We start from the raw sequence: 23,517 nt of genomic DNA on the forward strand, positions 1-23,517 counted from the left end.
AAAAATGGATTCCCGCCTGTGCGGGAATGACGGCAACAGAAACGGCAACGGTTCAAATCCCCTGTCCCAATGTGGCTTCCCTTACCAAAGGTCGTCTGAAAACGCCAAAATATGCTTTTCAGACGACCTTTCCCATCTCTCCCGAACCCGTCCGCGAAAAATGTTAAAATAACCAATTCATAAGCAAATCCACCTTTTCAGACGACCTCGATGCTCACCGATTTAGAAAAAAACGCCATCCGCGACCATTACCAAAATATCGGCAAAAACCTGCCCGGTTTCCGTCCGCGCGCTTCGCAGCGGGAAATGATTGCGGCGGTTGCCAACGCTTTTTCGCGGACGTTGACGCGCGAAGAAGGCGGCGAGCCGCCCAAGCGCGAGGGCGAGAGCATTGCCGTTATCGAAGGGCCGACCGGCGTGGGCAAATCGCTTGCCTACCTGCTGGCGGGCGGCATTATGGCGCAGACGCGCGGCAAGCGGCTGATTGTGAGCAGCGCGACGGTTGCTTTGCAGGAGCAGCTGGTGGACCGCGATCTGCCGTTTCTGGTCGAAAAAAGCGGTTTGGAACTGACCTTCGCGCTTGCCAAAGGGCGCGGTCGCTATCTCTGCCCCTACAAACTCTACCAACTCACGCAAAGCAACGCCCAGCAAAACCTGCTCGGCTTTGAAGCCCCCGCCGTCTTGTGGGACAGCAAACCCAAGCCCGAAGAATTGAAGCTGCTGCGCGACATCGCCGACGAATTTTCCGCCCGACGGTTCAACGGCGACCGCGACACTTGGCCGGAAAAAATCGACGACACCATCTGGATGAAGGTGAACAACGACAACTACGGCTGCCTCAAAGCCGCCTGCCCCAACCGCCCGGAATGCCCGTTTTACCTTGCCCGCGACACGCTGGAAACCGTCGATGTCGTCGTCACCAACCACGATTTGCTGATGGTCGACATCAGCATGGGCGGCGGCGTGATTTTGCCCGACCCTGAAAACAGCTTCTACTGCATCGACGAAGCGCACCACCTGCCCAAGAAAGCACTCAGCCAGTTTGCCGCCGAGCATTCGTGGAACCAAGCGGTGTGGGCGTTGGAAAAACTGCAGCAGGTTACCGGCAAAATCGCCACGCTCACCGACAAAGGTGAGTTGGCGAACCTTGCCGACGAAGCCGCCGCCTCGCTGCTCGAAAGCCTGCACGAATGGCAGTTCCACCTCGCCGAGGAGCCTTCTTTGAGCTTGGGGTCGTCTGAAAACGACAGACGAACAAACAGCGAACCGACTTGGCTGTGGGAAGACGGCAAAATCCCCGAAGGCCTCGAAACCACCGTTTCCAACACCGCCATCGCCGCCCGCAGCCTCTACAAACACATCAACAGCCTCAACGACGCCCTGTCCGCCGCCCGCCGCGACAAAGACCAAAACAGTGCGCAAATCGACCGCCTGAGTACCGAATTCGGCGTATTCCGCGCCCGCATCGAACAAATCACCGCCACATGGGACTTGCTCTCCACCGTCCCCCTTGAGGGCGAAGAACCGTTGGCAAAATGGATTACCCGCCGCGCCGACGACAAAAACGACTACATTTTCAACGCCAGCCCCATCAGCAGCGCGTCCCACCTTGCCAACAGCCTGTGGCGGCGTGCGGCAGGCGCAGTGTTGACCTCCGCCACCCTGCAATCCTTGGGCAGCTTCAACCTGATCCTGCGCCAAACCGGACTGCAATGGCTGCCCGAAACCACTACCCTCGCCCTAGAAAGCCCGTTTGATTTCGACGCGCAAGGCGAACTCTACATTCCGCCCGTACACGCCAGTCCCAAAGACCCCGCCGCGCACACCGCCGCCATCGTCGAATGGCTGCCCAAGCTCATTTCGCCCACCGAAGCCATCGGCACGCTCGTCCTGTTTTCCTCGCGCAAACAAATGCAGGATGTCGCCCTGCGCCTGCCCGACGACTACCTGCCGCTCTTGCTCGTACAAGGCGAATTGCCCAAAGCCGTCCTCCTGCAAAAACACCACCAAGCCATAGAAGAAGGCAAAGCCAGCATCATCTTCGGACTCGACAGCTTCGCCGAAGGACTCGACCTGCCCGGCACCGCCTGTGTGCAAGTCATCATCGCCAAGCTCCCCTTCGCCATGCCCGACAACCCCATCGAAAAAACCCAAAACCGCTGGATAGAACAGCGCGGCGGCAACCCCTTCATCGAAATCACCGTCCCCGAAGCCGGCATCAAACTCATCCAAGCCGTCGGCCGCCTCATCCGCACCGAACAAGACTACGGCCGCGTGACCATCCTCGACAACCGCGTCAAAACACAGCGATACGGCCAACAATTATTAGCCAGCCTGCCACCGTTTAAAAGGATAGGTTGAAACCCATAAAAAGGTCGTCTGAAACCTGATTTCCAGTTTCAGACGACCTTTTTTCAAACCCGTATCCGTCAATAAAGTTCTAACGGCACATCCAGCAATGCCTGCGCGTTTTCAATCTGCGCGGCACAGGTGTAAACCTGCGGTAGGACGTGGGCGCAATAGACGCGGGCGTTGTGTTGCTGCGCGGCGTAGAAACTGCTGCCGAAGTCGTCGGCGTCGTCCTTTTGGGCGGCTTCGGCGGCAAGGTAGGCGCGGGCGAGTCCGATGGCGCCGAGCGTCAGCCCCATTTGTTGCAGGTAGGCGTTGGACGCAGCGGCGGCGAGGGCGGGACGGTCGGCGTATCCGACCATGCGGGCGATGCTTTGTTCCGCCGTTTCAATGGCTTGCGCCAGTTGCTGCGCAGCGGCGGGTTCGGCGGCGGCGAGTTTGTCCGCCAGCTCTTTGCCTTCGGCGAGCAGCTTCAAAGGCAGCGCACCGTTTTTGCCGGTGGTTTTGCGCCCTGCCAAATCAGCGGCCTGTATGCCGTTGGTGCCTTCGTAAATCGGCGTAATCCGCACGTCGCGCAGGTATTGCGCCACGCCGCTTTCTTCGACGTAACCCGCGCCGCCGTAAATCTGGACGGCGAGGTTGGTCAGGACGACGCCGTTGTCGGTCGGCCAAGCCTTGACGATGGGAATCAGGAAATCCAGTTCGCGCTCCGCTTCTTTGCGCAATACGTTGTCGGGGCAGGCGGCGGCAAAATCGGTCAGGGCGGCGGCACGCAGATACAGGGCGCGTTGGGCGGCGAGCGTTGCCTTTTGTATCAACAACATACGGCGCACGTCGGGATGGCGGATAATCGCCACGTCGTCTGAACCGTCTGTCTCGTCGCGCCCTTGCACGCGCTCTTTGGCATAGGCGAGCGCGTTTTGGTAGGCGCGTTCGGCGACGGCGTGGCCTTCGATGCCGACGTTCAGCCGCGCGGTTTTCATCATGGTAAACATATACGCCAAACCCTTGCCCGCCCTGCCGACCAGATAGCCTTCGGCGTTGTCGAACTCCATCGTACAGGTCGGGCTGGCGTGTATGCCGAGCTTGTGTTCGATGCCGATGGCGCGCACGCCGTTGCGTCCGCCCAAGCTGCCGTCCGCGTTCACCAAATATTTCGGCACGATAAACATCGACACGCCCTGCACGCCCGGCGCGGCATCGGGCAGGCGCGCAAGCACCAGATGGACGATGTTTTCCGTCATTTCCTGATCGCCCCAAGTGATGAAGATTTTCTGGCCGCTGAGGGCATACGCACCGTTTTCTTTCGGTACGGCGCGGGTGGCGATATGGTTCAAATCCGAACCCGCCTGCGGTTCGCTCAAATTCATCGTTCCCGCCCATTCGCCGCTGCACATTTTCGGCAGGTAGGTCTGTTTCTGCTCCTCGCTGCCGTGTTTGAACAGCGCGTCCACCGCCCCCAGCGTCAGCATCGGCATGAGCGACAGGGCGAGGTTGGCGGCGCACCACATCTCTTCACACGCCGCCGACACGACCGCCGGCAGCCCCTGCCCGCCAAACTCCGCCGGTGCGCGCAAACCCGCCCAGCCCGCTTCGCAGAAATCATAGTAGGCACGCGCCAAATCGGGATGAGTGGTGATCAGGTCGTCTGAAAAACCCGCGCCGTAGAGGTCGCCGGTACGGTTGGTGCTCGCCCATTGCTCCGAGGCAAACCGTGCCGCTTCGTCCAGCACCGCATCCACCGTTTCCGCATCCAAACCTTCCGCATGGGGCAGTTGCAGGACTTCGTCCAACCTGCCGTGCACGCGGATGCCGAAACGCAATTCGTTTACAGGGGCCGTGTAGCTCATGGAATCTCTCCGAAGTGAATGATTTGAAATGGATTTGGGATAAATTGGTATAGTTATACTAATCCTAAACCACAGGTTTGCAAAGCGCAGGTTTTCAGACGACCTCAGGCAAAATGCAAGGCTATCCTTTTATTTTTAAAAAAATTATTTCAAATCAGGCAGCATGAGCGGAGCGCAGCAGGTTTGAGCGCGGTCAAAGTCGTCAAAGGTCGTCTGAAAAGGCGGTTTCTATGAAATGAGAAGGGGAGGGCAAGTTTTTCAGACGACCTTTTGTCCGTCTTTATCAACAAGAATCTGCTAAAATCGTCCGTTTCCCACTTCAACCTGACAGCAGCAATACATGAATATCTTTTACGAAGAGTCCGGCCAATTCAAAGTCGCCGCCATCGTCCAAAAAAACGACGCCACCTACCAAGTCGATACCCAACACGGCAAGCGCACCAAAGTGAAGGCGAATAATGTCTTTGCCGAGTTCGACGGCGATATGGCGGCGTTTTTGGAGAACGCGCAGGCGCAGGCGGCGGACATCGACACCGATTTATTGTGGGAAGTATGCGGCGAAGAAGAATTTTCCGCCGAAGCCATCGCCGAAGAATATTACGGTCATGCGCCGACCAAAACCGAGCTGGCGGCGACCTTGATTGCGCTGTACGCCGCGCCGATGTATTTCTACAAAAAAGCCAAAGGCGTGTTCAAAGCCGCACCTGAAGAAACTTTGAAACAAGCGCTTGCCGCCATCGAACGTAAAAAACAACAAAACGCGCAAATCGACGCTTGGGCGGAAGCCTTGAAACGCGGCGAGATGCCGTCTGAAATCGCAGCGGATTTGAAAACCATCCTGCACGCGCCCGACAAGCAGTCGCTGACCTACAAAGCCTTTACCAAAGCCGCCGACGCGCTGAAAACCTCCGCCTACGAATTGGCGAAAAAAACGGGCGGCATTACGTCCATCCCCCAATATCTGCAAGACGGTTTTGAAATCAAATACTTCCCCAAAGGAACAGGTTTCCCCGACCTCCCCCTGCCCGAAATGCCCGACCTGCCCAAAGCCGACGTTACCGCCTTTTCCATTGACGACGAATCGACCACCGAAGTCGATGACGCTTTAAGCCTGACCGATTTGGGCAACGGCACGAAGCGCGTCGGCATCCACATTGCCGCGCCGTCGCTCGCCATTAAACCAGGCGACAAAATGGAAAAAAACATCATGGAACGCTTGAGCACGGTCTATTTCCCCGGCGGCAAAATCACCATGCTGCCCGAAAACTGGATTGCCGCGTTCAGCCTCGATGCGGGCGCGTACCGCCCTGCCGTCAGCATTTATTTTGATGTGGACAGCGAGTTCAACGTCGGCGAGCCGACCTGCAAAATCGAAGCCGTCAACATCGCCGAAAATCTGCGCATCCAAACCATCGAGCCGCATTTCAACGCCGAAACCGGCTTGGACGAAGCCGGCGAAATGATGTTCGCCCATCATCAAGACCTGATTTGGTTCCACCAATTTGCCGTCGCCCTGCAAAAAGCACGCGGCAAATACGAGCCCGACCGCGCGCCGCAATACGATTACAGCATTGAATTGGATGAAGAAGGCAAAGTCTCCGTCGTCCGCCGCGAACGCGGTTCGCCCATCGACATGCTGGTCAGCGAAATGATGATACTCGCCAACAGCACTTGGGCGCAGATGCTCCATGACAACGACCTGCCCGGCCTCTTCCGCGTGCAACCCGCAGGAAAAGTGCGCATGAGCACCAAATCCGGGCCGCACATCGGCATGGGCGTGCAACATTACGGCTGGTTCACCTCGCCGCTGCGCCGCGCCGCCGACTACATCAATCAAAAACAACTCCTCAGCCTGATAGACGACACCGCCGAACCGCTCTTCCAGCAAAGCGATGCCGAACTCTTCGCCGCACTGCGCGATTTCGACACCGCCTACGCCGCCTACGCCGATTTCCAACGGCAGATGGAAGCCTACTGGAGCCTCGTGTACCTGCAACAGCAAGGCACAAGCGAGCTGACCGCAACCATCCTCAAAGAAGACCTCGTCCGCATCGAAGGCCTGCTGCTGGTAACCCGCGCCACCGGCATCCCGTTCGACGCGCTGCCCAAATCGCAAGTCCTGCTCAAAATCACCGAACTTGACCCCGAAAAGCAGTTTATCGCGTTGAATTATGTGAAAGCCGTCGCACCTGCGGTTGCGTAAGGAGAGGTATATAAAACATCGTCTGAAATCCGACGTAAGAAATCGTTACGTTGTTTACACCACAGGTTGAGAAAAATAAACCTGCAAGACCTCAAACGGTGTCGCCGTTCAAACTACGGTGTAAACGACGCGGCGATTTCCTATATACCGCCAGGTGGATTGTGTTGTGTACCGTTTAGCGTTGTCATTGTATAAATTCCGCTTTGTTGCACATCTTTATGCAATAAATCTCACGAAGTCCAAGCACCATGTGAGCCATTATCAATATTTTTATAACGAGCATTTGTTTCTTCTGTTCGCGGTAACAGTTTGATTTATAGTTCGGTAATATTTTTTGTATAACAAATCAGGTAGTCATGATTTTCCGGAAAATATTTGCATCATTTTAGGGCTGAATTTCTTTTCCCAAATGATTTGTTCTACAAAGTTCTCCGCCCGCAAACACTTCATCACACAACAGTTTCAACTGCGCCTGTTCGTTGTCGTCAATGCTGATAAAAATCACGCCGTCTTCGCGCAGCAGGGTTTTTGCCAGATGCAGGCGCGGCAGCATCATGGAGAGCCAGTTGCTGTGGTAATGGCCGCTGTCTTTGCCGTTTTTGCGCCACGCGCCTTGGAACACGCCGTCGCGCTTCAGGTAGCCCGCGTCGTCGGTATCGCCCACGCGGCAGACGTATTCTTTACGGCTTTCGGAGAATTTGTCGGGATAAATAAAGGAACCGTTGCCGGTGTTGTAGGCGGGCCGATGAAAATCATCTTCACGCTGCCGGCGTAGGATTTTTGCAGGATTTTCAGGGCTTCGAGGTTTTCGGCTTCGATAAACACGTGTTGCGTGCTATCGAAATCTGCGGGTTCTTCCTTGCAGGGGACAGGGGACGAGGGTGCGGGAAGTGGGGCTTTGCAGGTTGAGATAGGCGGCGGTTTTGCCCGCCCAATCGATTTGATAACGTTCGCCCGCGTCAGCAAAGTTTTTCTGCGCCGAGAACGAGTTTGAGTTTTTCAAAGTCGATTTGGTCTTCGGAAAAGAGTTGTTTGAGTTTTAACATGTTGTTTTATTTTATAAATCATTTATAAATTTTGTTCGGTTGCCATTTTTTCGCCTTTGCAATAGGGGTCGGAAGATAAGTTATTTTACTGGGATTGGCTAAGATACTGAAGCAGTATTAATAGGTCGTCTGAAAAATGTGAACTGCACCCCAAAAGTTGGACATCCCCTCCAACTCACAAGGTGCAGTTTTTTATGGGCAAATATACATTACACTTCAAATACCAAGCCATACTCCACTACCTGCATATACGCAGCCGACAGCGTACCGCAGACCACTACGGCATCTCACGAACCCACCTGAGACGATGGATACGCGCCTATCAAGAAGGCGGTATCGGCGCACTCGAACATCCCCAATCCAAAACCATGCACCAACACCGCAAAAACCCCTTCATCGCAGATAAACTCGACCAAGAAAAAACACAGGCAGAGCTTATCGAAGAGTTGTGCTATATGCGCGCAGAGGTCGCCTACCTAAAGGAGTTAAAAGCCCTCAGCCAAAAGCGGACCGCAAAGGACAAAGCCAAACCGTCCAAACACTGAGGGCGCAACACCCGCTCAAATACCTGCTGCACATCGCAAACCTGCCCAAAAGCAGCTTTTACTACCACCACCAAGACCGACCCGACCCCGACGCAGCCGACAAAGCCCTCCTTGTCGAAACCTACCGGCGGCATAAAGGACGCTACGGACAAAGGCGCATTGCCGCAGCATTGGATTGGAACCGCAAAAAAGCGGCGCGGTTGATGAAGCAGTTGGAACTGAAAGCCCTCATACGGGCGAAAAAAGCCTACCGCCATCCCGCCATGGGCGAAATATCGGAAAACCTCCTCAAACGCCGGTTCAAAGCCCGAAAGCCCAACGAAAAATGGCTGACCGACGTGACCGAACTCAAAGGGAAGGACGGCAAACTGTACCTCTCGCCAATCTTGGACTTGTTCAACCGCGAGATCGTCGCCTACGCCATGAGCCGCAGAGCCGACAGCGAAATGGTGAAGGAAATGCTCGAAAAAGCCGCCCCCGTCTGACTGATAAAGGAACGATGCTTCATTGCGAAATCGGTGCTGGCGAAGGAAATGTCCGCCCCCGTCTGACTGATAAAGGAACGATGCTTCATTCGGACCAAGGTGTGCTGTACCGTACGGCGGGGTATAGGGAATTGCTTGCGGAGCATTCCATGGTTCAAAGCATGTCGCGTAAGGCGAACTGTTGGGACAATGCGCCGATGGAGAGTTTCTTTGCGGTGTTGAAGACGGAGTGTTTCTATAACGCAGGGGAATTGACGGTGGACGAATTGATGAAACAGATAGATGACTATATGGATTACTACAACCGGGAGCGTTGCAGTTTGAAATTGAAAAAGCCGAGTCCTGTCGCATACAGAACCCGGCTTGCACAGAGCGCCTGAATAGGCTTTTATGAGTGTCCAAGATTTGGGGGCCAGTTCAGTTTTCAGACGACCTTTTCCTTTTAGCGCATTGCTCCTTCATCATACGGCAAAAGAAAGAAGGCCGGTAAACATATTCATAAAAATTCAACTCAAAATATACCCGCTTCGCCGTTCCCGTAAAGACAGAAATAACGAAGCGGGTAAAGACGGAATAAAGCTGTTTTATGTTTAAATATCCGGCGAAAGGCCTGCCTCCAAACCGCTTATCGAATCCGTCTCCCGATATTTCAATCCGTCCAATGCCGCAAAATGCTGCTTGCCGCATTCGATTTTCAGCCGTTCGTTTTCGCGCAGCTTGCCCGCATCTACCCCCGCCTGAATGCCTTTGCCGGTATTTTTGGTTTCCGCAACGAAATACACTTTGTCCTGAACCTGTTTTACCACCGCCCAATCGGGATTGTAGTTGCCCAGCGGGGTCGGGATTTTGAACCAGCCGGGCAGTTTGAAGTAAAACGCCACGCCGCCTTCATTTTTCGCATCATAATCCTCGCAATTTTGGGCAAAGGCTTTTTCCGTGCCGGAATCCAAGGGGATGTAGTTTTCGCAAATGGTTTTTTGCGGTTTTCTGATTTCGAATGTAAAGTCGTTTTCATAAAACTCGATGCCTTCGCGCTCCATGTCTTCCAACAGCTTTTGGTCGTACACTTCGCCGGTTTGTTCATACTCGATTCCTGCCGCCATCAGTGCGTACAGGCTGCGGTTTACCGCTTCGGCGGCAAGGTCGATGAAGCGTTGCGGGTTGCCTGCCACATCTTTCAGACGACCCGACTGTGTGATGATTTCATACACCGTGCGCCGCGTCAGCCCCGTTTTTCTTTGGATTTCGCCGAGTATATCCGGGATTTCCCATTGAACGTCCATGTCGCGGCTGTGGCTTTTAGTTTCAACCGTTTCGATACCCTTGGTTGATATTTGTTTCAAATGTGCTTTTTGGATGCGGATTTTCGGCTTCTGGATTTTGGGCAGGCCTGCTACTGCCGCCGAAGCCTGTTTAATCAATTCTTCCGTATCGAAGCGCACGCGGTAGCGCGTTTTGTATTTCAACTTGTCCCAAATTGCCTGAAATTCGGGGTCGAGCGGAAAATCTTTGCGGAATAGCTGTTTTTTCTTCTTATTGCCGTCCTTGATGTTTTCGGCGGCAAATTTAATACCGCATTCGTCTTCGTATTCCTTTTGCAGGTTGGCGGCAAACGATTCGTAGCTTTCGTTCGGCACCACGGTCAGTATGTTCACCTTTTCATTTTCATCTTCATCGCGCACGCGACGACCTTTCTGATTAACGGCTATACGCAGCCCGCGCCCGATTTCTTGGCGTTTTTTCAGCGGCGAGCGGGTTTCGTTGAGCGTGCAGATTTGGAATACATTGGGGTTGTCCCAGCCTTCTTTCAGCGCGGAATGGGAAAAGATAAAGCGCAGCGGGCTGCCGAAGGAAAGCAGGGTTTCCTTGTCGCGCATAATGAGGCGGTAGGTATCGTTGTCCGCCTGCGTTGTGCCGTCGGTGTTTTTCAGACGACCTTTCTTGTCTTGCGAGAAATAGCCGCCGTGTACGCCTGTCGTATCGGTATTGCCTGCAAGCTCCCGATAGATTTCTTCAAACCAAAGGGCAAACTTGCCTGCTGTTCCGTCTGCCGCACGGTAGTTCTCCACGCGGTCGATGAAGAATAGCGACAACACCTTAATCCCCAGCGGATTCAGCCGTTTCTCCTTCGCCAAATGCTCCCTTACCGTTTCGCGGATTTGGTTTTTCATGATTTCATCGCGCACCGCGTCGCCATCTCCGCCGCGCGTAATGATTTTACCGCTTGAGAACGCCAATTCCTGATTATCAAAATCCATGCCGTCAATGATGAAACCGTGGCGGTAGGCTTCGTTGCCGCCCGATTTTTCAAACAAATCGTCTCCCGATTTGACGGACACCTTTTTCTTCTTGGTTTCCTTTTTATCCTGATAATGAATGTTCAAATCGGCTTTCAGACGGCCTTTGGCCGCCTGCTTTACTTCCAGCAGCTCCGCAAATGCGCCGTTCACATCGTTTTCCGCCAATACCGGCAAGACTTCGATTTGCTTTACCAGCTTCAAATTGTATGCCTGCACGGGATTCAGACTGTAAACCTTGTGGTAAGGGTTTTTATGCGTTGCCGAATAGCGCAGGGTAAAGAGCGGATTGAGCGATTCCAAGGCATTCAGACGACCTTCCGTTTCCATATTTTGCGGCTCGTCGATGATGACGATGGGACACGTTTCCTGAATAAACTTAATCGGTGCTTCCCCGCTTTCATTTACCTTGTTGATAACGTTTCCATCTTTTTCAAACGACTGGATGTTGATCACCAAAATCTCGATATGGTCGTTTACCGCAAAAGCGCGCAAGTCCGACAGCCGGCCGCTTGAATATTCCGCATAACGCATCACGGGCCTGCCAAACACCCCGTCAAAATGCACCTTCGTAATTTCCAGGCTTTTCAACACGCCTTCGCGTATCGGCACGCTCGGCACGACAATCACAAACTTCTTCCAGCCGTAGCGGCGGTTTAATTCGTAAACCGTACGCAGATAGACATAGGTTTTGCCCGTCCCCGTTTCCATTTCCAAAGAAAAATTCAGCCCGTGCGCTCCAATTTCCGTTTCAGGCTGTCCGTTTTGCTTTTGCACCGCATTCAGATTCCGGCCTAACGTTTCCCAATCTAAATCCAAGCCGTTGCCGACAAACCGCCCTGTCCCCTGACTGGTCAAATCAAATGTCCGGGCATGGTTCGGCTGCCCTGCAAAAAGATTCGCAACGGCATTTACCGCATCAAGCTGATAGGGCAGTTCTTCAAATTTCAGTTCCATTTTTATTTCCTTCTATCCGCTGTCGCGCGGAAAATCTACCTCTTTGCCGTCATTCCCGCGCAGGCGGGAATCCAGACTTTTTTATTTCAAGAGCGTTTGAGAGATGCTGTAATTTCAAACTTCTGGATTCCCGCCTGCGCGGGAATGACGGCAGACGGCACTTCCGGTTTCCCGCTTTCGGCTGACTACACGCAATCGAACATCACGCCCGCGTCCTTCATCTGTAATACGGTATTGCTTTTGAGCGCGTCGTCGCCCTCGAACAGCCTGTCCAAGGCCGCCACCTTGACGGAATGCTTCGCCAGCACGGCATCAATCAAACCTTGATCCACACGTTCCAACAGGAAAGCGTACAGCCCGCCCGTATCCTCGTCTTCCACGAAATACACGTCGTCTGAAAACGAAACCTTGCAAGTCAACTTCAAACCCATACGCAGCATCAATTCGTAGAGCAGATTTTCAGACGACGTTTCAGACAGCACGGAATCGATATTCAACGACAATTCGCGTTGCAGGGCTTCCGTATCCGACTGCTCGGGCTGCCGCCATTGTTTGAAACCGCTTTCGGCAAGTTTGAAAACTTTAAAACCCGTATCTATTTCCGATCCGTCTTGAAGGTCGTCTGAAATCTGCCTGCCCGCGCGGCGGATGCGTTCTTTGGCAATTTCGGCAATCGTGTCGAAACCCGCCTTGCGCGCTTCGGACTTTTCGTCGGTTTCTTCGGGGAGTTGGACACAGATGAAACGGCGGCTGCCGCCGTCTTCGGCATTAAGCTGCATCACGGCGTGGGCGGTGGTGCCGCTGCCGGAGAAGAAGTCCATAATCAAATCCCCACCATAAACTTTAAAATTAATTAAATATTTTATTAAAGTGACAGGTTTAGTGTGATCAAATAAATCTACATTAAATATTTCTTTCAATTCTTTAGTAGCATCTTCATTAGTGCCAACATTTTGTTCTTTTTTATTTATAACGGGAGTTGTAATATGATCCCGTATGAAGTTTGTTGGTCTTTTATTTCCTTTGTTTATTCTTTGGAAACGAATAGACATTTTTTCCGTTTTTGCTATAAAAGTTGTTCCATTGTTTATTTCCTCATCTAATTTTTTTTGTGTCCATTTAAATTCCCCTTTCAATCGTACATCATTTAACGGTTGCCCATTCTTAACTATAATATTATTTAATAAATTAACTTTTTCATATTCTCCAGAATATAACACCCCTTCTTCAATAAATTTTAATTTTAAAGAACTAGCAGGAAAAATTAATTCTCTTTTAGAATTTCCTGAATTTAAAAGAGGTTCATCGCCATCGCTCTGCATTTCGGCATTGTACTTTTCATTATCTCTATTCTTTTCATAGCACAATATATATTCATTTGTTTTCCGGGATTTATTAGATAAGCTTGGTGGTGTTGATGTTTTAACCCATGAAAAACATTCAACAAAATTCTCCGCCCCAAACACTTCATCACACAACAATTTCAACTGCGCCTGTTCGTTGTCGTCAATGCTGATAAAAATCACACCGTCTTCGCGTAGCAGGGTTTTCGCCAGATGTAGGCGCGGCAGCATCATGGAGAGCCAGTTGCTGTGGTAATGGCCGCTGTCTTTGCCGTTTTTGCGCCACGCGCCTTGGAATACGCCGTCGCGCTTCAGGTAGCCCGCGTCGTCGGTATCGCCCACGCGTCGGGCGTATTCTTCGCGGCTTTCGGAGAATTTGTCGGGATAAATAAAGGAATCGCTGCCGGTATTGTAGGGCGGATCGATGTAAATCATCTTCACGCTGCCGGCGTAGGATTTTTGCAGGATTTTCAGTGCTTCGAGGTTTTCGGCTTCGATAAACACGTTTTGCGTGCCGTCGAAATCTGCGGATTCTTCTTTGCAGGGAACGAGGGTGCGGGAAGTGGGGCTTTGCAGGTTGAGATAGGCGGCGGTTTTACCCGCCCAATCCAGTTGATAACGTTCGCCCGCGCCGGCAAGGTTTTCTGCGCCGAGGACGAGTTTGAGCTTTTCAAAGTCGATTTGGTCTTCACAAAAGACTTCGGGAAAGAGTTGTTTGAGTTTTAATATGTTGTTTTGTCTGAAATTATTTTCTAGATCGTGTATAATTTCGGTTCGGTTCGGTTCGGTTCGGTTCGGTTCGGTTCGGTTCGGTTCGGTTCGGTTCGGTTCGGTTCGGTTCGGTTGCCATTTTTTCGCCTTTGCAATAGGGGTCGGAAGATAAGTTATTTTACTGGGATTGGCTAAGATACTGAAGCGGTATTAATAGGTCGTCTGAAAACCTTTTACGGGGTTTTCAGACGACCTTTTTGATTGTCAATCCGCCGTGCAGATTTCTACGATTTCTTCGCCGTATTTGTCCAACCATTCTTCGCTCACATCATCAATTTTGGAAAGCTCAATTAAGGTTTGCGGCCGCGCTTTGGCGATGGCGCGTAAAGTCTGTTTTCTGGCGACGGCGTGCATCTCTCCGCCTTCATATCGAGCGGTGTCGAGACACCATTGGAACAGGCGGCGGGCGAGCTGGCGTTCTGCCTGTTTCGGCTCGGAAAGCCCGTCTGCGTAAGGGCGGCAAATATCGAGTATTGCCTGCCCGTATTGGGCAATTCTTTCGCTGCCTATGCCGTAGATACTGAGCAGGTCGGCTTCTTCGGCGGGCGTGAAGACGACGAGGTCGGTCAGGCTGATGTTGGAAAGGACTTTGCCCAAGGCGCATTGTTTGGCGGCTGCCTGATCGGCACGCCAGGTTTCCAGCTTTTGCTGTAATTGCTGTTCGCGCTCGGTTTGGGGGGTGAATAGGGGTTCTTCGTTGCCCGTTTGTCCGCTTTGGTTTTCGGCTGCGTTCCCGCAGACATTGAGGATGTCGATGCCGAATTTGTTGATTTTCGCCTCACCCAAACCGTAGATTTGGTGCAAATCTTCAAGTGTTTGCGGCATTTTTTCGACGATGTCGCGCAGGGTTTTGTCGCCGCAGACGACGTAAGCAGGGACTTCTTCGGCATGGGCGCGCTGCTGCCGCCAATGCCGCAATGCCTGCCATAGGCGTTCTTCGCGTTCGGTACGCAGCCAGTTGTCTTTTGGCTTTTGAGTGGCGGCTTTTTCGCGGCGCAATGGGCGCAACATGACTTCGGTTTCGCCTTTGAGGACTTTTTTTGCGGCTTCGGTCAGTTGCAATGCCTGATATTGGGCGATGTTGACGGTGAGGTAGCCGAGGCTGATGCATTGGCGGATAACGCTGCGCCATTCTTTGTCGGTTTGCCTGCTGCCGATGCCGAAGGTGGAGAGTCTGTCGTGGCCGTTGCGCTGTATCCAGTCATCGCTTTTACCGCGCAGCAGGTTGGTAATATAGCCGGCGGCAAAGCGTTGTCCGGCGCGATACACGCAACTGAGTAGCTTTTGTACGAGGACAGTACCGTCGAAGCGTACGGGCGGATGCAGGCAGTTGTCGCAATGGCCGCAAGGGGCGGATTCTTCGCCGAAATATTTGAGCAGGAGGACGCGGCGGCAGGCGGCGGTTTCGCAGACGGAAAGCATGGCATCGAGCTTCTGCATTTCGATTTGTTTCTGCACTTCGTCGCTGTTGCCTTCGGCGATGCGCTCGCGCAGCAATACCCAGTCGTTCAGACCGTAACACAGCCAACTCACGGCAGGCAGCCCGTCCCGCCCGGCGCGGCCGGATTCTTGGTAGAAATGTTCGACGCTTTGGGGCATATCGAGATGGGCGACGAAGCGCACGTCCGGTTTGTCTATACCCATACCGAAGGCAACGGTGGCGACGACGATAATGTTGTCTTCTCGGGTAAAACGGCGTTGGTTTGCTTCGCGCACTTCCATTCTCAAGCCGGCATGGTAGGGAATCGCGTCCAATCCGTTTTCGCAGAGGAATTGGGCGATGTCTTCGACTTTTTTGCGGCTGAGGCAATAGACGATGCCGCTTTGCCCTTCCATTTCTTTGCGGATGAAGTCGAGAAGCTGCTTTTTGCCGTTGTTTTTTTCGATAACCTGATAATAGATATTCGGGCGGTCAAAGCTGGAGATGAATTCGGGCGCGTCTTCAAGATGGAGGAAATGTTTGATGTCGGCGCGGGTCGCCGCATCGGCGGTCGCAGTCAGGGCAATGCGCGGCACTTGCGGATAGCGTTCGGCAAGCAGCCCTAATTGCTGGTATTCGGGGCGGAAATCGTGTCCCCATTGGCTGACGCAATGCGCTTCGTCTATGGCGAAAAGGCAGATGGTTTGCTGATCAAGAAAACGCAGGAAACGGTCGGTAACGAGCCGCTCCGGTGCGACGTAGAGCAGTTTCAGACGACCTTGGGCGAGTTTGTCCGCCACTTCGCGGGCTTCTTCCACTGTTGTGCTGCTGTTGACCGCTGCCGCTTCTATGCCTGCAGCGTGCAGGCTCGCTACTTGGTCGTTCATCAGGGCAATCAGCGGCGAAACGACGATGGCGACGCCTTCGCGCATCAACGCGGGAATTTGGTAACACAACGACTTGCCCCCGCCCGTCGGCATCAATACCATCAGGCTTCCGCCGCCTGCCAATGTATTGACGACAGCCTCCTGCTTGCCGCGAAATTCGGGATAGCCGAATACTTCGTGCAAAATCTGTTGGGCGGAAGGCTGGGGCATGATGATTCCGTAGGAAGGGAAAAACGTTATTTTAGCGGTTTTAGACACTGCCTGCATGGGGGATATTTGAGTTATCCACATGTGGTCGTCTGAAAACGGATTATGCTTGGTTGGGTATCGCAGATTGATTTTTGATTGAGACAAGATGGCGGAACTGCCGACAATACGGATATGGGAAACTGGTTTATCCAATGCGTTACCGTTCTCTTTAATCTCCGGCAAAGCGGCGGCATACCGGTTTCCAGTCAATCGACTAGAAAATCTGTTTTCAGACGACCTTTTCATTTTTTGGCGGTTTTAAGACTTTGCAAAGCCGATTTACTGCCCCGCCGTCTTCGCGCATAATACGGCAGTCTAATAATTTATCCTAAGCAACCAAAACTTATGAACATCAAACACTTTTCCCTTATTTCGACTTTATCGGCGGCCCTGCTCCTGAGCGCCTGTCAAACGACTACGACCACAAGCGGCGGCGTCAGCGGCAACTGGGACAACATCGGCACGATTTCCGACGGCAATATCAAAGTGGCGATTGATAAAAACAGCATCAAGAAAAACGGTACTTTGGTCACTTTCCGCGATAGAAAAACCGTATCGAAGATGAAAGAAGAACGTTTCGTCAACACGCCTGCCTACAAAACCGCCATCGGCGACTGGGAAATCCATTGCACCAACAAAACCTACCGCCTGACTGCTTTGCAGCTTCTTGACGAACATGGCAAAGAAATCTCCAAACACAGCTACACCGCGACAAATATCCGCCCAATGAGCGTGATGAACGGTACGATTACCGAAAAACAATTTGAAGCCGTATGCGGCAGCAAGCTCTGATGCCCAACTTATCTACATACTTATCCACAAGATAATCAAATCAAAAGGTCGTCTGAAAACCATGAATATGGGGATTCAGACGACCTTTTTGGTTCTTTCGGGAAAGTTATATTCAGGATTATCCACATTTTCTCAAATGAACGGTTTATCGGTTCAAACCACAATTCCTAATCATCCCATCCATCCGATTTCTAACGCAAACGAACACCCGTTTCCCCATCAATAATCTGACTCGGCGACTTTTGTTTGCCGATTAAACCGCCAACTACCCATACATTCCTTCCAAACTGCCTTCTCACTTCCCGCTCCGTCTTACACGCGCGTTTGCCTGCGCGGTTGCACGAAGTCGAGACCAAAGGCGTTTTCAAAGTCTGACACAAGCGGCGCGCACCTGCATGGGCAGGAACCCTGACCGCCAACTTGCTGCGTCTTTTTCCGCGCAATGCGGGCAAAACGTCAGCAGCCGCAGGAAGCAGAAAGGTTTTGGGCGCAGGCCATTCGTTTCTGAGCATGGTTTGAATGTTTTCAGACGACCTCTGGAGCAGGGGCTGTAATTGCTCCAATTGGTTGCCAATGACAATCATGCCTTTATGTTGCGGTCTTTTTTTCAGATGAATCAGTCGGTTGAGCGCTTTAGGCAAGGTCGGGATACAGCCTATGCCGTAGCAGGACTCGGTAGGATAGGCGACCAAGCCGCCTTTTTTAAGATGGGATTGCAGCTTGCAACGTGTCGAAGCTGAAAGGATTCTGGGAAATAACATGATAGGGAAGGTCGTCTGAAACACAATTATAGTGGATTAACTTTAAATCAGGACAAGGCGACGAAGCCACAGACAGTACAGATAGTACGGCAAGGCGAGGCAACGCCGTACTGGTTTAAAGTTAACCCACTATACATTTTCAGACGACCTGTTTCTTTGATTAACGGTTGATTGCTTTGTCGGCAATGTCTTTACGGTATTGCATGCCGTTGAAGCTGATTTTTTCCAATGCGCTATACGCCTTGGCTTTGGCTTGCGCCACATCGTCGCCCAATCCTACGACACACAATACACGGCCTCCGTTGGTCAATATGTCGCCTTTCTCGTTTGCCGTTGTGCCTGCATGGAAAACTTTGCCGATTTGATTGGCAGCATCCAGACCGGAAATAACATCACCTTTTTTAGGCGTTTCGGGGTAATTTTGCGCCGCCAGCACCACGCCTACGGCAGTTTGCGGGTTCCATTCCGCGGTTACGCTATCGAGTTTGCCGTCTATTGCGGCTTCGACCAAATCCGACAAGTCGCTGTTCAGACGGCTCATAATCGGCTGGGTTTCGGGATCGCCAAAACGGCAGTTAAACTCAATCGTATAAGGTGCGCCGCTTTGATCAATCATCAAACCTGCGTACAGGAAGCCGGTAAACTCATGCCCTTCCGCTTTCATACCCGCTACGGTCGGCAAAATAATCTCGTTCATCGCGCGCTCATACACGGCAGGCGTTACCACAGGTGCGGGACTGTACGCGCCCATACCGCCCGTATTCGGGCCTTTATCGCCGTCTAAAAGACGCTTGTGGTCTTGGCTGGTCGCCATAGGCAATACATGATTGCCATCAACCATGACGATAAAGCTCGCTTCTTCGCCTTGCAGGAAATCTTCGATCACAACACGCGCGCCGGCATTGCCCATTTTGTTGGCCAGCAGCATATCGTCAATCACAGCATGCGCTTCATCCAAAGTCATTGCCACAATCACGCCTTTACCTGCCGCCAAACCATCGGCTTTGATGACGATGGGCGCACCTTTCTGATTGACGTAATCATGTGCAGCATCGGCGTTTTCAAAGGTTTGATATTGCGCGGTTGGAATGTTGTATTTCGCCATAAATGCTTTGGCGAAATCTTTAGAACTTTCCAACTGCGCCGCATATTGTGTCGGACCAAATATTTTCAGCCCTGCGGTACGGAAATCATCCACAATACCCGCTGCCAAAGGCGCTTCAGGACCAACTACGGTAAAAGCAATATTTTCTTTACGGCAGAATTCAATCAAATCCTGATGCGCAGTCAAGGCAATATTTTGCAACTTGGGTTCAATCGCCGTACCGGCATTACCGGGCGCAACAAATACTGTTTCCACTTTGGGCGACTGCGCCAATTTCCAAGCCAGCGCGTGTTCGCGACCGCCATTACCGATAACCAGCAGTTTCATGCCATCTCCTTGACAAATATGTACTTTTAACGAAAACTCGATACAAGGGGACTTTTGTCCCATTTGAAGAAATTTTAGTGGAATCAAACAAAAGACAGCTTCATTCCACTCTGCAACCTATTTGACTTATCCACAAAATTAAAAAAGGACAAGCAACCATGCAAAAACGTATTGATGAAATCCAAAGCAAATACCGCGAATGGTGTCATCTACTACCGCAATTGGAAGAAGACATCCGGCGTTGGAAACATGCTGTCGCTTTGATTCGCGATATGGACAATTTTTATACCCACGAGTATCAGGCGTGCCATCAAGCCATTGAGGACGGGGCAGAACTGGATTTGAGTACGGAAGGCGAATACAGCATTATGAGTGAGGATGCGTTATGGAACGCGCTGGGAGAATTCCATCAATTAGCCTGGCTATATTTGCGCTCCAGCGTCGATGCCTTAGACAGATATACGCAAGAAGATTTATGAGAGAAGAGGTCGTCTGAAATACCATCCAAAGCATTTTCAGACGACCTTTTCATTCAAAAGGCTTTTCCGTATTTAATTCAATTTGCCGAGTATTCTTCCAAGCCGAAACACAGGCCTCATAATTTGCCAACGACAAACTTACCGTCAATCGGCAATCCAACTGTAAATCCTGCTCCAATATATCCGCCTGATATTGTTTGGCAATGCGTATTGCTTCATTCAAAAACGGATATTCACATTTCAGCCAAACGGTTTTTTCAATATTCTTTTCAACTACTTCCGCAACTGCCAACGCCTGAGCCGTTGCCTCTTTATACGCATGTATCAGACCGGGAACACCCAATAAAGTACCGCCGAAATAGCGGACGACCACGACCAAAACATCGGTTACGCCCACCGAATCAATCTGCCCCAAAATCGGCCGACCCGCGCTTCCTGACGGTTCTCCATCATCGTTGGCACGGAATTGCGTACCATCCACACCCAGACGATAGGCATAGCACCAATGCCGCGCTTTATGATGTTCTTCCTTTAACGGATCGAGATATTTTTTCACATCAGCTAATGTCCGAATCGGATAGGCAAATGCAATAAAACGGCTGCCTTTATCTTTAAACTCAGCCTGCGTCGGAGAAGTAATGGTTTTATAAGTCGTAATCATGCTGAAATGTTTTCAGACGACCTCATTAATAACAAGGTCGTCTGAACGTTTCACGTGAAACATCAATTTTTCAATGCTTCTGTTAATTGCGGGACGATTTCGAATAAATCGCCTACCAATCCGTAATCGGCCACATTGAAAATCGGCGCATCAGCATCTTTGTTGATTGCGACAATCACTTTACTGTCCTGCATACCGGCAACATGTTGAATCGCACCTGAAATACCGATTGCAAAATAGAGCTGAGGTGCAACCACTTTACCGGTTTGTCCGACTTGTACGTCATTCGGCGCATATTCGGCATCAACTGCCGCACGGGATGCACCGATTGCCGCACCTAAAACATCCGCCAACGGTGTCAGCACTTCATTGAATTTTTCCGCACTACCCAACGCACGGCCACCGGAGACAATGACTTTTGCCTGAGTCAATTCAGGACGATCGGAATGGGAAAGCTGGCGGTTCACAAAACGGCTCAGGTTTTGGGCAGGAGTAGCTTCAACATTAACCGCCTCAGCATGGCCACCTTGTGTCGGAGCTGCGTCAAAAGCCGTTGCACGGAAGGTCAGCACCAATTTCTCTGAATCGGCTTGCATGGTTTCAAATGCATTCCCTGCATAAATCGGGCGCACAAAAGTCGTGTTATCCACAATCGCAGTCAAATCAGAAATTTGCGGTACATCTAATAAAGCGGCTACGCGGGGCAGAAGGTTTTTACCGAATGTGGTTGCCGTTGCTGCAACATAGCGGTAATCCGCCGCCAATTTGACAACCAGCGGAGCCAGTTCTTCAGCCAAACCTTCGGCATAATGAGCAGCATCCGCAACCAAAACTTTTTCCACACCCGCTACTTGTTTCGCGGATTCTACTACGGCCGATGCGCCGTTTCCGGCAACCAATAAATCGACTTTACCCAGTTTGGCAGCAGCGGTAACGGCATGCAAAGTGGCAGGATTCAACTGTTTGTTGTCGTGTTCAGCAATAATCAATACGCTCATTTCAGTCTCCTCAAATCACTTTGGCTTCGTTTTTCAATTTTTCAACCAATTCGGCAACATTTGCCACTTTAACGCCTGCCTGACGCGCTTTAGGCTCGGCAAATTTCACCGTTTTCAGACGAGGTGAAATATCCGCAACCAAATCAGCAGGAGCCAGTTTTTCCAAAGGTTTTTTCTTTGCCGCCATAATATTGGGGAGTTTGACAAAGCGCGGCTCGTTCAAACGCAAATCCGCGCTGATAACAGCAGGCAGTTTCAATGCTAGGGTTTCTTCGCCGCCATCAATTTCGCGCACAATCTGCACTTCGTCGCCTTCAATTTGTACTTTGGACGCGAACGTACCTTGCGCCGCATTCAGCAAAGCAGCCAGCATTTGCGCCACTTGGTTAGCATCGTCATCAATCGCTTGTTTGCCCAAAAAGAAAATTTGTGGATTTTCTTTGTCCGCAACGGCTTTCAGCAGCTTGGCAACTGCCAGCGGCTCCAATTTAGTATCGGTTTCAACATGAATTGCACGGTCGGCACCCATCGCCAAAGCTGTACGCAACGTTTCTTCGCATTTTTTCTCGCCCAAAGAAACCGCTACGATTTCGCTTACTTTTCCGGCTTCTTTCAAACGGACGGCTTCTTCCACAGCGATTTCGTCAAACGGATTCATCGACATTTTGACATTGCCGATATCCACATCCGAACCATCGGCTTTTACACGAACTTTGACGTTGTAGTCCACTACGCGCTTTACTGCGACCAGTGCTTTCATTGAATTCTCCTAAAAAGAACGTCGCTTTCACCATCCAGCGAAACCAAACCTTCTTCTCTATAAAATCAAATCCGTTTTTTCTTAAAAACGAATTCATTCAGAAATCTTTCAGATAATGATTGCCGATTATACCATTTTTAAAGCATTTACTCAGGCTGAAGGATATACATTCCTACACTCAACAAACTGGAAAATGTCATGTCGCTATATCAGTTTAAGACGACCTTTGAGCCTTCATCAGCAGCCACACAATCCATCAACGTTTGATAAACCAAATCCGCAGTCGGAATCTGCCCGATATTGCCCAAATTTTTTGCAATAGGCGAAACCTGAACGCCTGTTTTAATCGGATCAGTATTGGTATAAATGCCGACCACAGGTTTTTCCAAAGCATTTGCCAAATGCAACAAACCGGTATCCACACCAACAATTCCGACCGCGTGTTTCAGCAGATACGCCGCCTGCAATAAATTCATTTTGTCGCACACAATAGCAAACGGCAGCCCATCTGCAATTTTTTCGGCACGCGTTTTTTCAGCTTCATTTCCCCAAGGCAGGTAAATATTGCATTGCTGTTCTTCATTCAACTTTTGCAGCAATGTCCGCCAGTTTTCCATAGACCATAACTTACTGTCTCGACTAGTCGCGTGCAAAGCCGCATAATACGGCTGCTCTAAATTTTTCAGACGACCTGCTTCGGGAACAGTCAAACCGAATACCTGCGTTTCAGGCACAGCATACCCAAATACTTGGGCGAACAGCTCACGGTTGCGCCAAACGGCATTTTTACCTTTGGGTACAGCGTATGTTTTCGCATACGCAACCGCAGCCAATCCCTCGCGCGCGCTGTTTTTATCCAAACCATAAATAGAGGATTTTGCCATTTTGGCGAAACACGCGCTTTTAATCAGACCTTGACTGTCCAATACAAAATCAAATGCTTCCTGCCGCAAAGCCTGTTTCAGACGACCTATTTCCTGCCAAGTTTCTGCTTGAAAAAGATGTTTGCGCCATTGCCGCCATTTCATCACATGGATTTTTTTCACAAACGGATGCAGGCGCGCAATATCCGCAAATCCGGCTTCACACAGCCAATGCAGTTCTACATCAGGGCATTGTCGCGCCAAATCTTCGATTGCGGGCAAAGTGTGAATTAAATCGCCCATACTGGACAAGCGGACAAGCAAAATTTTCATATTTAGGAAGGGTGTTTCACGTGAAACAATTTTAAC

18 protein-coding genes and 2 pseudogenes are annotated in these 23,517 nt (G+C 51.2%); 9 read left to right on the top strand and 11 right to left on the bottom strand.

Features of this window, described 5'->3' with window-relative positions; all coding sequences use genetic code 11:
* Positions 1–26 precede the first annotated feature (26 nt).
* Positions 27–167 carry a hypothetical protein gene (locus RSJ68_10330; GenBank protein WNU96804.1) on the top strand — a complete coding sequence of 47 codons (141 nt, stop codon included), beginning with the start codon at positions 27–29 and terminating at the stop codon, positions 165–167.
* Between the two features lie 43 nt (positions 168–210).
* Positions 211–2,361, top strand: a complete 2,151-nt coding sequence (dinG, locus tag RSJ68_10335) for an ATP-dependent DNA helicase DinG (GenBank protein ID WNU96805.1) — start codon at positions 211–213, stop codon at positions 2,359–2,361.
* A 68-nt stretch (positions 2,362–2,429) separates the two neighbouring features.
* Here the strand turns inward: dinG and RSJ68_10340 are convergent, their stop codons facing one another.
* A complete protein-coding gene (locus tag RSJ68_10340; GenBank protein ID WNU96806.1) occupies positions 2,430–4,199 on the bottom strand; it encodes an acyl-CoA dehydrogenase family protein in 1,770 nt (589 codons plus the stop codon).
* A 340-nt stretch (positions 4,200–4,539) separates the two neighbouring features.
* On the opposite strand from RSJ68_10340, the gene RSJ68_10345 reads away from it, so the two are divergent.
* Positions 4,540–6,402 (top strand): RNB domain-containing ribonuclease, encoded by a 1,863-nt coding sequence (locus RSJ68_10345; protein WNU96807.1) that lies wholly within the window; start codon positions 4,540–4,542, stop codon positions 6,400–6,402.
* A gap of 405 nt (positions 6,403–6,807) precedes the next feature.
* Here RSJ68_10345 and RSJ68_10350 read toward each other — a convergent pair.
* A pseudogene (locus RSJ68_10350) lies at positions 6,808–7,510 on the bottom strand (site-specific DNA-methyltransferase).
* Between the two features lie 132 nt (positions 7,511–7,642).
* On the opposite strand from RSJ68_10350, the gene RSJ68_10355 reads away from it, so the two are divergent.
* Genes RSJ68_10355 through RSJ68_10365 form a run of 3 tightly spaced genes read left to right on the top strand, consistent with a single transcriptional unit; the run spans position 7,643 to position 8,858 of the window.
* On the top strand, positions 7,643–7,993 hold the full coding sequence (locus RSJ68_10355; GenBank protein ID WNU96808.1) for a helix-turn-helix domain-containing protein: 351 nt from the start codon (positions 7,643–7,645) through the stop codon (positions 7,991–7,993).
* The gene (locus RSJ68_10360; protein ID WNU96809.1) at positions 7,897–8,478 is read left to right on the top strand and encodes a DDE-type integrase/transposase/recombinase; all 582 of its coding nucleotides are present in this window, start codon (positions 7,897–7,899) and stop codon (positions 8,476–8,478) included. Before RSJ68_10355 ends, RSJ68_10360 begins: the two co-directional genes overlap by 97 nt.
* A 14-nt stretch (positions 8,479–8,492) precedes the next feature.
* Positions 8,493–8,858, top strand: a complete 366-nt coding sequence (locus RSJ68_10365) for an IS3 family transposase (GenBank protein ID WNU96810.1) — start codon at positions 8,493–8,495, stop codon at positions 8,856–8,858.
* 210 nt (positions 8,859–9,068) lie between these two features.
* On the opposite strand, the gene RSJ68_10370 is transcribed toward RSJ68_10365, so the two are convergent.
* The 3 genes from RSJ68_10370 to recQ form a co-directional block, all read right to left on the bottom strand.
* On the bottom strand, positions 9,069–11,732 hold the full coding sequence (locus RSJ68_10370; protein ID WNU96811.1) for a DEAD/DEAH box helicase family protein: 2,664 nt from the start codon (positions 11,730–11,732) through the stop codon (positions 9,069–9,071).
* A gap of 185 nt (positions 11,733–11,917) precedes the next feature.
* Positions 11,918–13,843 (bottom strand): site-specific DNA-methyltransferase, encoded by a 1,926-nt coding sequence (locus RSJ68_10375; GenBank protein WNU98393.1) that lies wholly within the window; start codon positions 13,841–13,843, stop codon positions 11,918–11,920.
* A 207-nt stretch (positions 13,844–14,050) separates the two neighbouring features.
* A complete protein-coding gene (gene recQ, locus RSJ68_10380) occupies positions 14,051–16,363 on the bottom strand; it encodes a DNA helicase RecQ (GenBank protein ID WNU98394.1) in 2,313 nt (770 codons plus the stop codon).
* 384 nt (positions 16,364–16,747) lie between these two features.
* Here recQ and RSJ68_10385 point away from each other — a divergent pair, with 384 nt between their 5' ends.
* Positions 16,748–17,194 carry a hypothetical protein gene (locus tag RSJ68_10385; protein ID WNU96812.1) on the top strand — a complete coding sequence of 149 codons (447 nt, stop codon included), beginning with the start codon at positions 16,748–16,750 and terminating at the stop codon, positions 17,192–17,194.
* A 191-nt stretch (positions 17,195–17,385) separates the two neighbouring features.
* Here the strand turns inward: RSJ68_10385 and RSJ68_10390 are convergent, their stop codons facing one another.
* Entirely contained in the window at positions 17,386–17,955 is a 570-nt protein-coding gene (locus RSJ68_10390; protein ID WNU96813.1) for an L-threonylcarbamoyladenylate synthase, read from the bottom strand.
* A gap of 27 nt (positions 17,956–17,982) precedes the next feature.
* On the opposite strand from RSJ68_10390, the pseudogene RSJ68_10395 reads away from it, so the two are divergent.
* Positions 17,983–18,093, top strand: a pseudogene (locus tag RSJ68_10395) (IS5/IS1182 family transposase).
* Positions 18,094–18,115: 22 nt separating this feature from the next.
* Here the strand turns inward: RSJ68_10395 and purD are convergent.
* Positions 18,116–19,387 carry a phosphoribosylamine--glycine ligase gene (gene purD, locus RSJ68_10400; protein ID WNU96814.1) on the bottom strand — a complete coding sequence of 424 codons (1,272 nt, stop codon included), beginning with the start codon at positions 19,385–19,387 and terminating at the stop codon, positions 18,116–18,118.
* Between the two features lie 158 nt (positions 19,388–19,545).
* On the opposite strand from purD, the gene RSJ68_10405 reads away from it, so the two are divergent.
* A complete protein-coding gene (locus tag RSJ68_10405) occupies positions 19,546–19,866 on the top strand; it encodes a DUF4298 domain-containing protein (protein ID WNU96815.1) in 321 nt (106 codons plus the stop codon).
* A gap of 49 nt (positions 19,867–19,915) precedes the next feature.
* Here RSJ68_10405 and RSJ68_10410 read toward each other — a convergent pair whose 3' ends face one another.
* The 4 genes from RSJ68_10410 to waaC form a co-directional block, all read right to left on the bottom strand.
* Complete coding sequence (locus RSJ68_10410) at positions 19,916–20,527, bottom strand: YigZ family protein (protein WNU96816.1); 612 nt, start codon at positions 20,525–20,527, stop codon at positions 19,916–19,918.
* Positions 20,528–20,589: 62 nt separating this feature from the next.
* Entirely contained in the window at positions 20,590–21,525 is a 936-nt protein-coding gene (locus RSJ68_10415) for an electron transfer flavoprotein subunit alpha/FixB family protein (protein ID WNU96817.1), read from the bottom strand.
* Positions 21,526–21,535: 10 nt separating this feature from the next.
* Positions 21,536–22,285 carry an electron transfer flavoprotein subunit beta/FixA family protein gene (locus RSJ68_10420; protein WNU96818.1) on the bottom strand — a complete coding sequence of 250 codons (750 nt, stop codon included), beginning with the start codon at positions 22,283–22,285 and terminating at the stop codon, positions 21,536–21,538.
* Between the two features lie 209 nt (positions 22,286–22,494).
* Positions 22,495–23,481, bottom strand: a complete 987-nt coding sequence (waaC, locus tag RSJ68_10425; protein WNU96819.1) for a lipopolysaccharide heptosyltransferase I — start codon at positions 23,479–23,481, stop codon at positions 22,495–22,497.
* Positions 23,482–23,517 lie beyond the last annotated feature (36 nt).

The organism is Neisseria sp. DTU_2020_1000833_1_SI_GRL_NUU_006 (genome assembly GCA_032388755.1).
Taxonomy (GTDB): Bacteria; Pseudomonadota; Gammaproteobacteria; order Burkholderiales; family Neisseriaceae; genus Neisseria; species Neisseria sicca_C.

What these genes read in the sequence shown, in the direction of transcription:
- RSJ68_10330 (WNU96804.1), top strand. Translation starts at nt 27, where the DNA reads ATGACGGCAACAGAAACGGCAACGGTTCAAATCCCCTGTCCCAATGTG.
- dinG (WNU96805.1), top strand. Translation starts at nt 211, where the DNA reads ATGCTCACCGATTTAGAAAAAAACGCCATCCGCGACCATTACCAAAAT.
- RSJ68_10340 (WNU96806.1), bottom strand. Translation starts at nt 4,199, where the DNA reads ATGAGCTACACGGCCCCTGTAAACGAATTGCGTTTCGGCATCCGCGTG.
- RSJ68_10345 (WNU96807.1), top strand. Translation starts at nt 4,540, where the DNA reads ATGAATATCTTTTACGAAGAGTCCGGCCAATTCAAAGTCGCCGCCATC.
- RSJ68_10355 (WNU96808.1), top strand. Translation starts at nt 7,643, where the DNA reads ATGGGCAAATATACATTACACTTCAAATACCAAGCCATACTCCACTAC.
- RSJ68_10365 (WNU96810.1), top strand. Translation starts at nt 8,493, where the DNA reads ATGCTTCATTGCGAAATCGGTGCTGGCGAAGGAAATGTCCGCCCCCGT.
- RSJ68_10370 (WNU96811.1), bottom strand. Translation starts at nt 11,732, where the DNA reads ATGGAACTGAAATTTGAAGAACTGCCCTATCAGCTTGATGCGGTAAAT.
- recQ (WNU98394.1), bottom strand. Translation starts at nt 16,363, where the DNA reads ATGCCCCAGCCTTCCGCCCAACAGATTTTGCACGAAGTATTCGGCTAT.
- RSJ68_10385 (WNU96812.1), top strand. Translation starts at nt 16,748, where the DNA reads ATGAACATCAAACACTTTTCCCTTATTTCGACTTTATCGGCGGCCCTG.
- RSJ68_10390 (WNU96813.1), bottom strand. Translation starts at nt 17,955, where the DNA reads ATGTTATTTCCCAGAATCCTTTCAGCTTCGACACGTTGCAAGCTGCAA.
- purD (WNU96814.1), bottom strand. Translation starts at nt 19,387, where the DNA reads ATGAAACTGCTGGTTATCGGTAATGGCGGTCGCGAACACGCGCTGGCT.
- RSJ68_10405 (WNU96815.1), top strand. Translation starts at nt 19,546, where the DNA reads ATGCAAAAACGTATTGATGAAATCCAAAGCAAATACCGCGAATGGTGT.
- RSJ68_10410 (WNU96816.1), bottom strand. Translation starts at nt 20,527, where the DNA reads ATGATTACGACTTATAAAACCATTACTTCTCCGACGCAGGCTGAGTTT.
- RSJ68_10415 (WNU96817.1), bottom strand. Translation starts at nt 21,525, where the DNA reads ATGAGCGTATTGATTATTGCTGAACACGACAACAAACAGTTGAATCCT.
- RSJ68_10420 (WNU96818.1), bottom strand. Translation starts at nt 22,285, where the DNA reads ATGAAAGCACTGGTCGCAGTAAAGCGCGTAGTGGACTACAACGTCAAA.
- waaC (WNU96819.1), bottom strand. Translation starts at nt 23,481, where the DNA reads ATGAAAATTTTGCTTGTCCGCTTGTCCAGTATGGGCGATTTAATTCAC.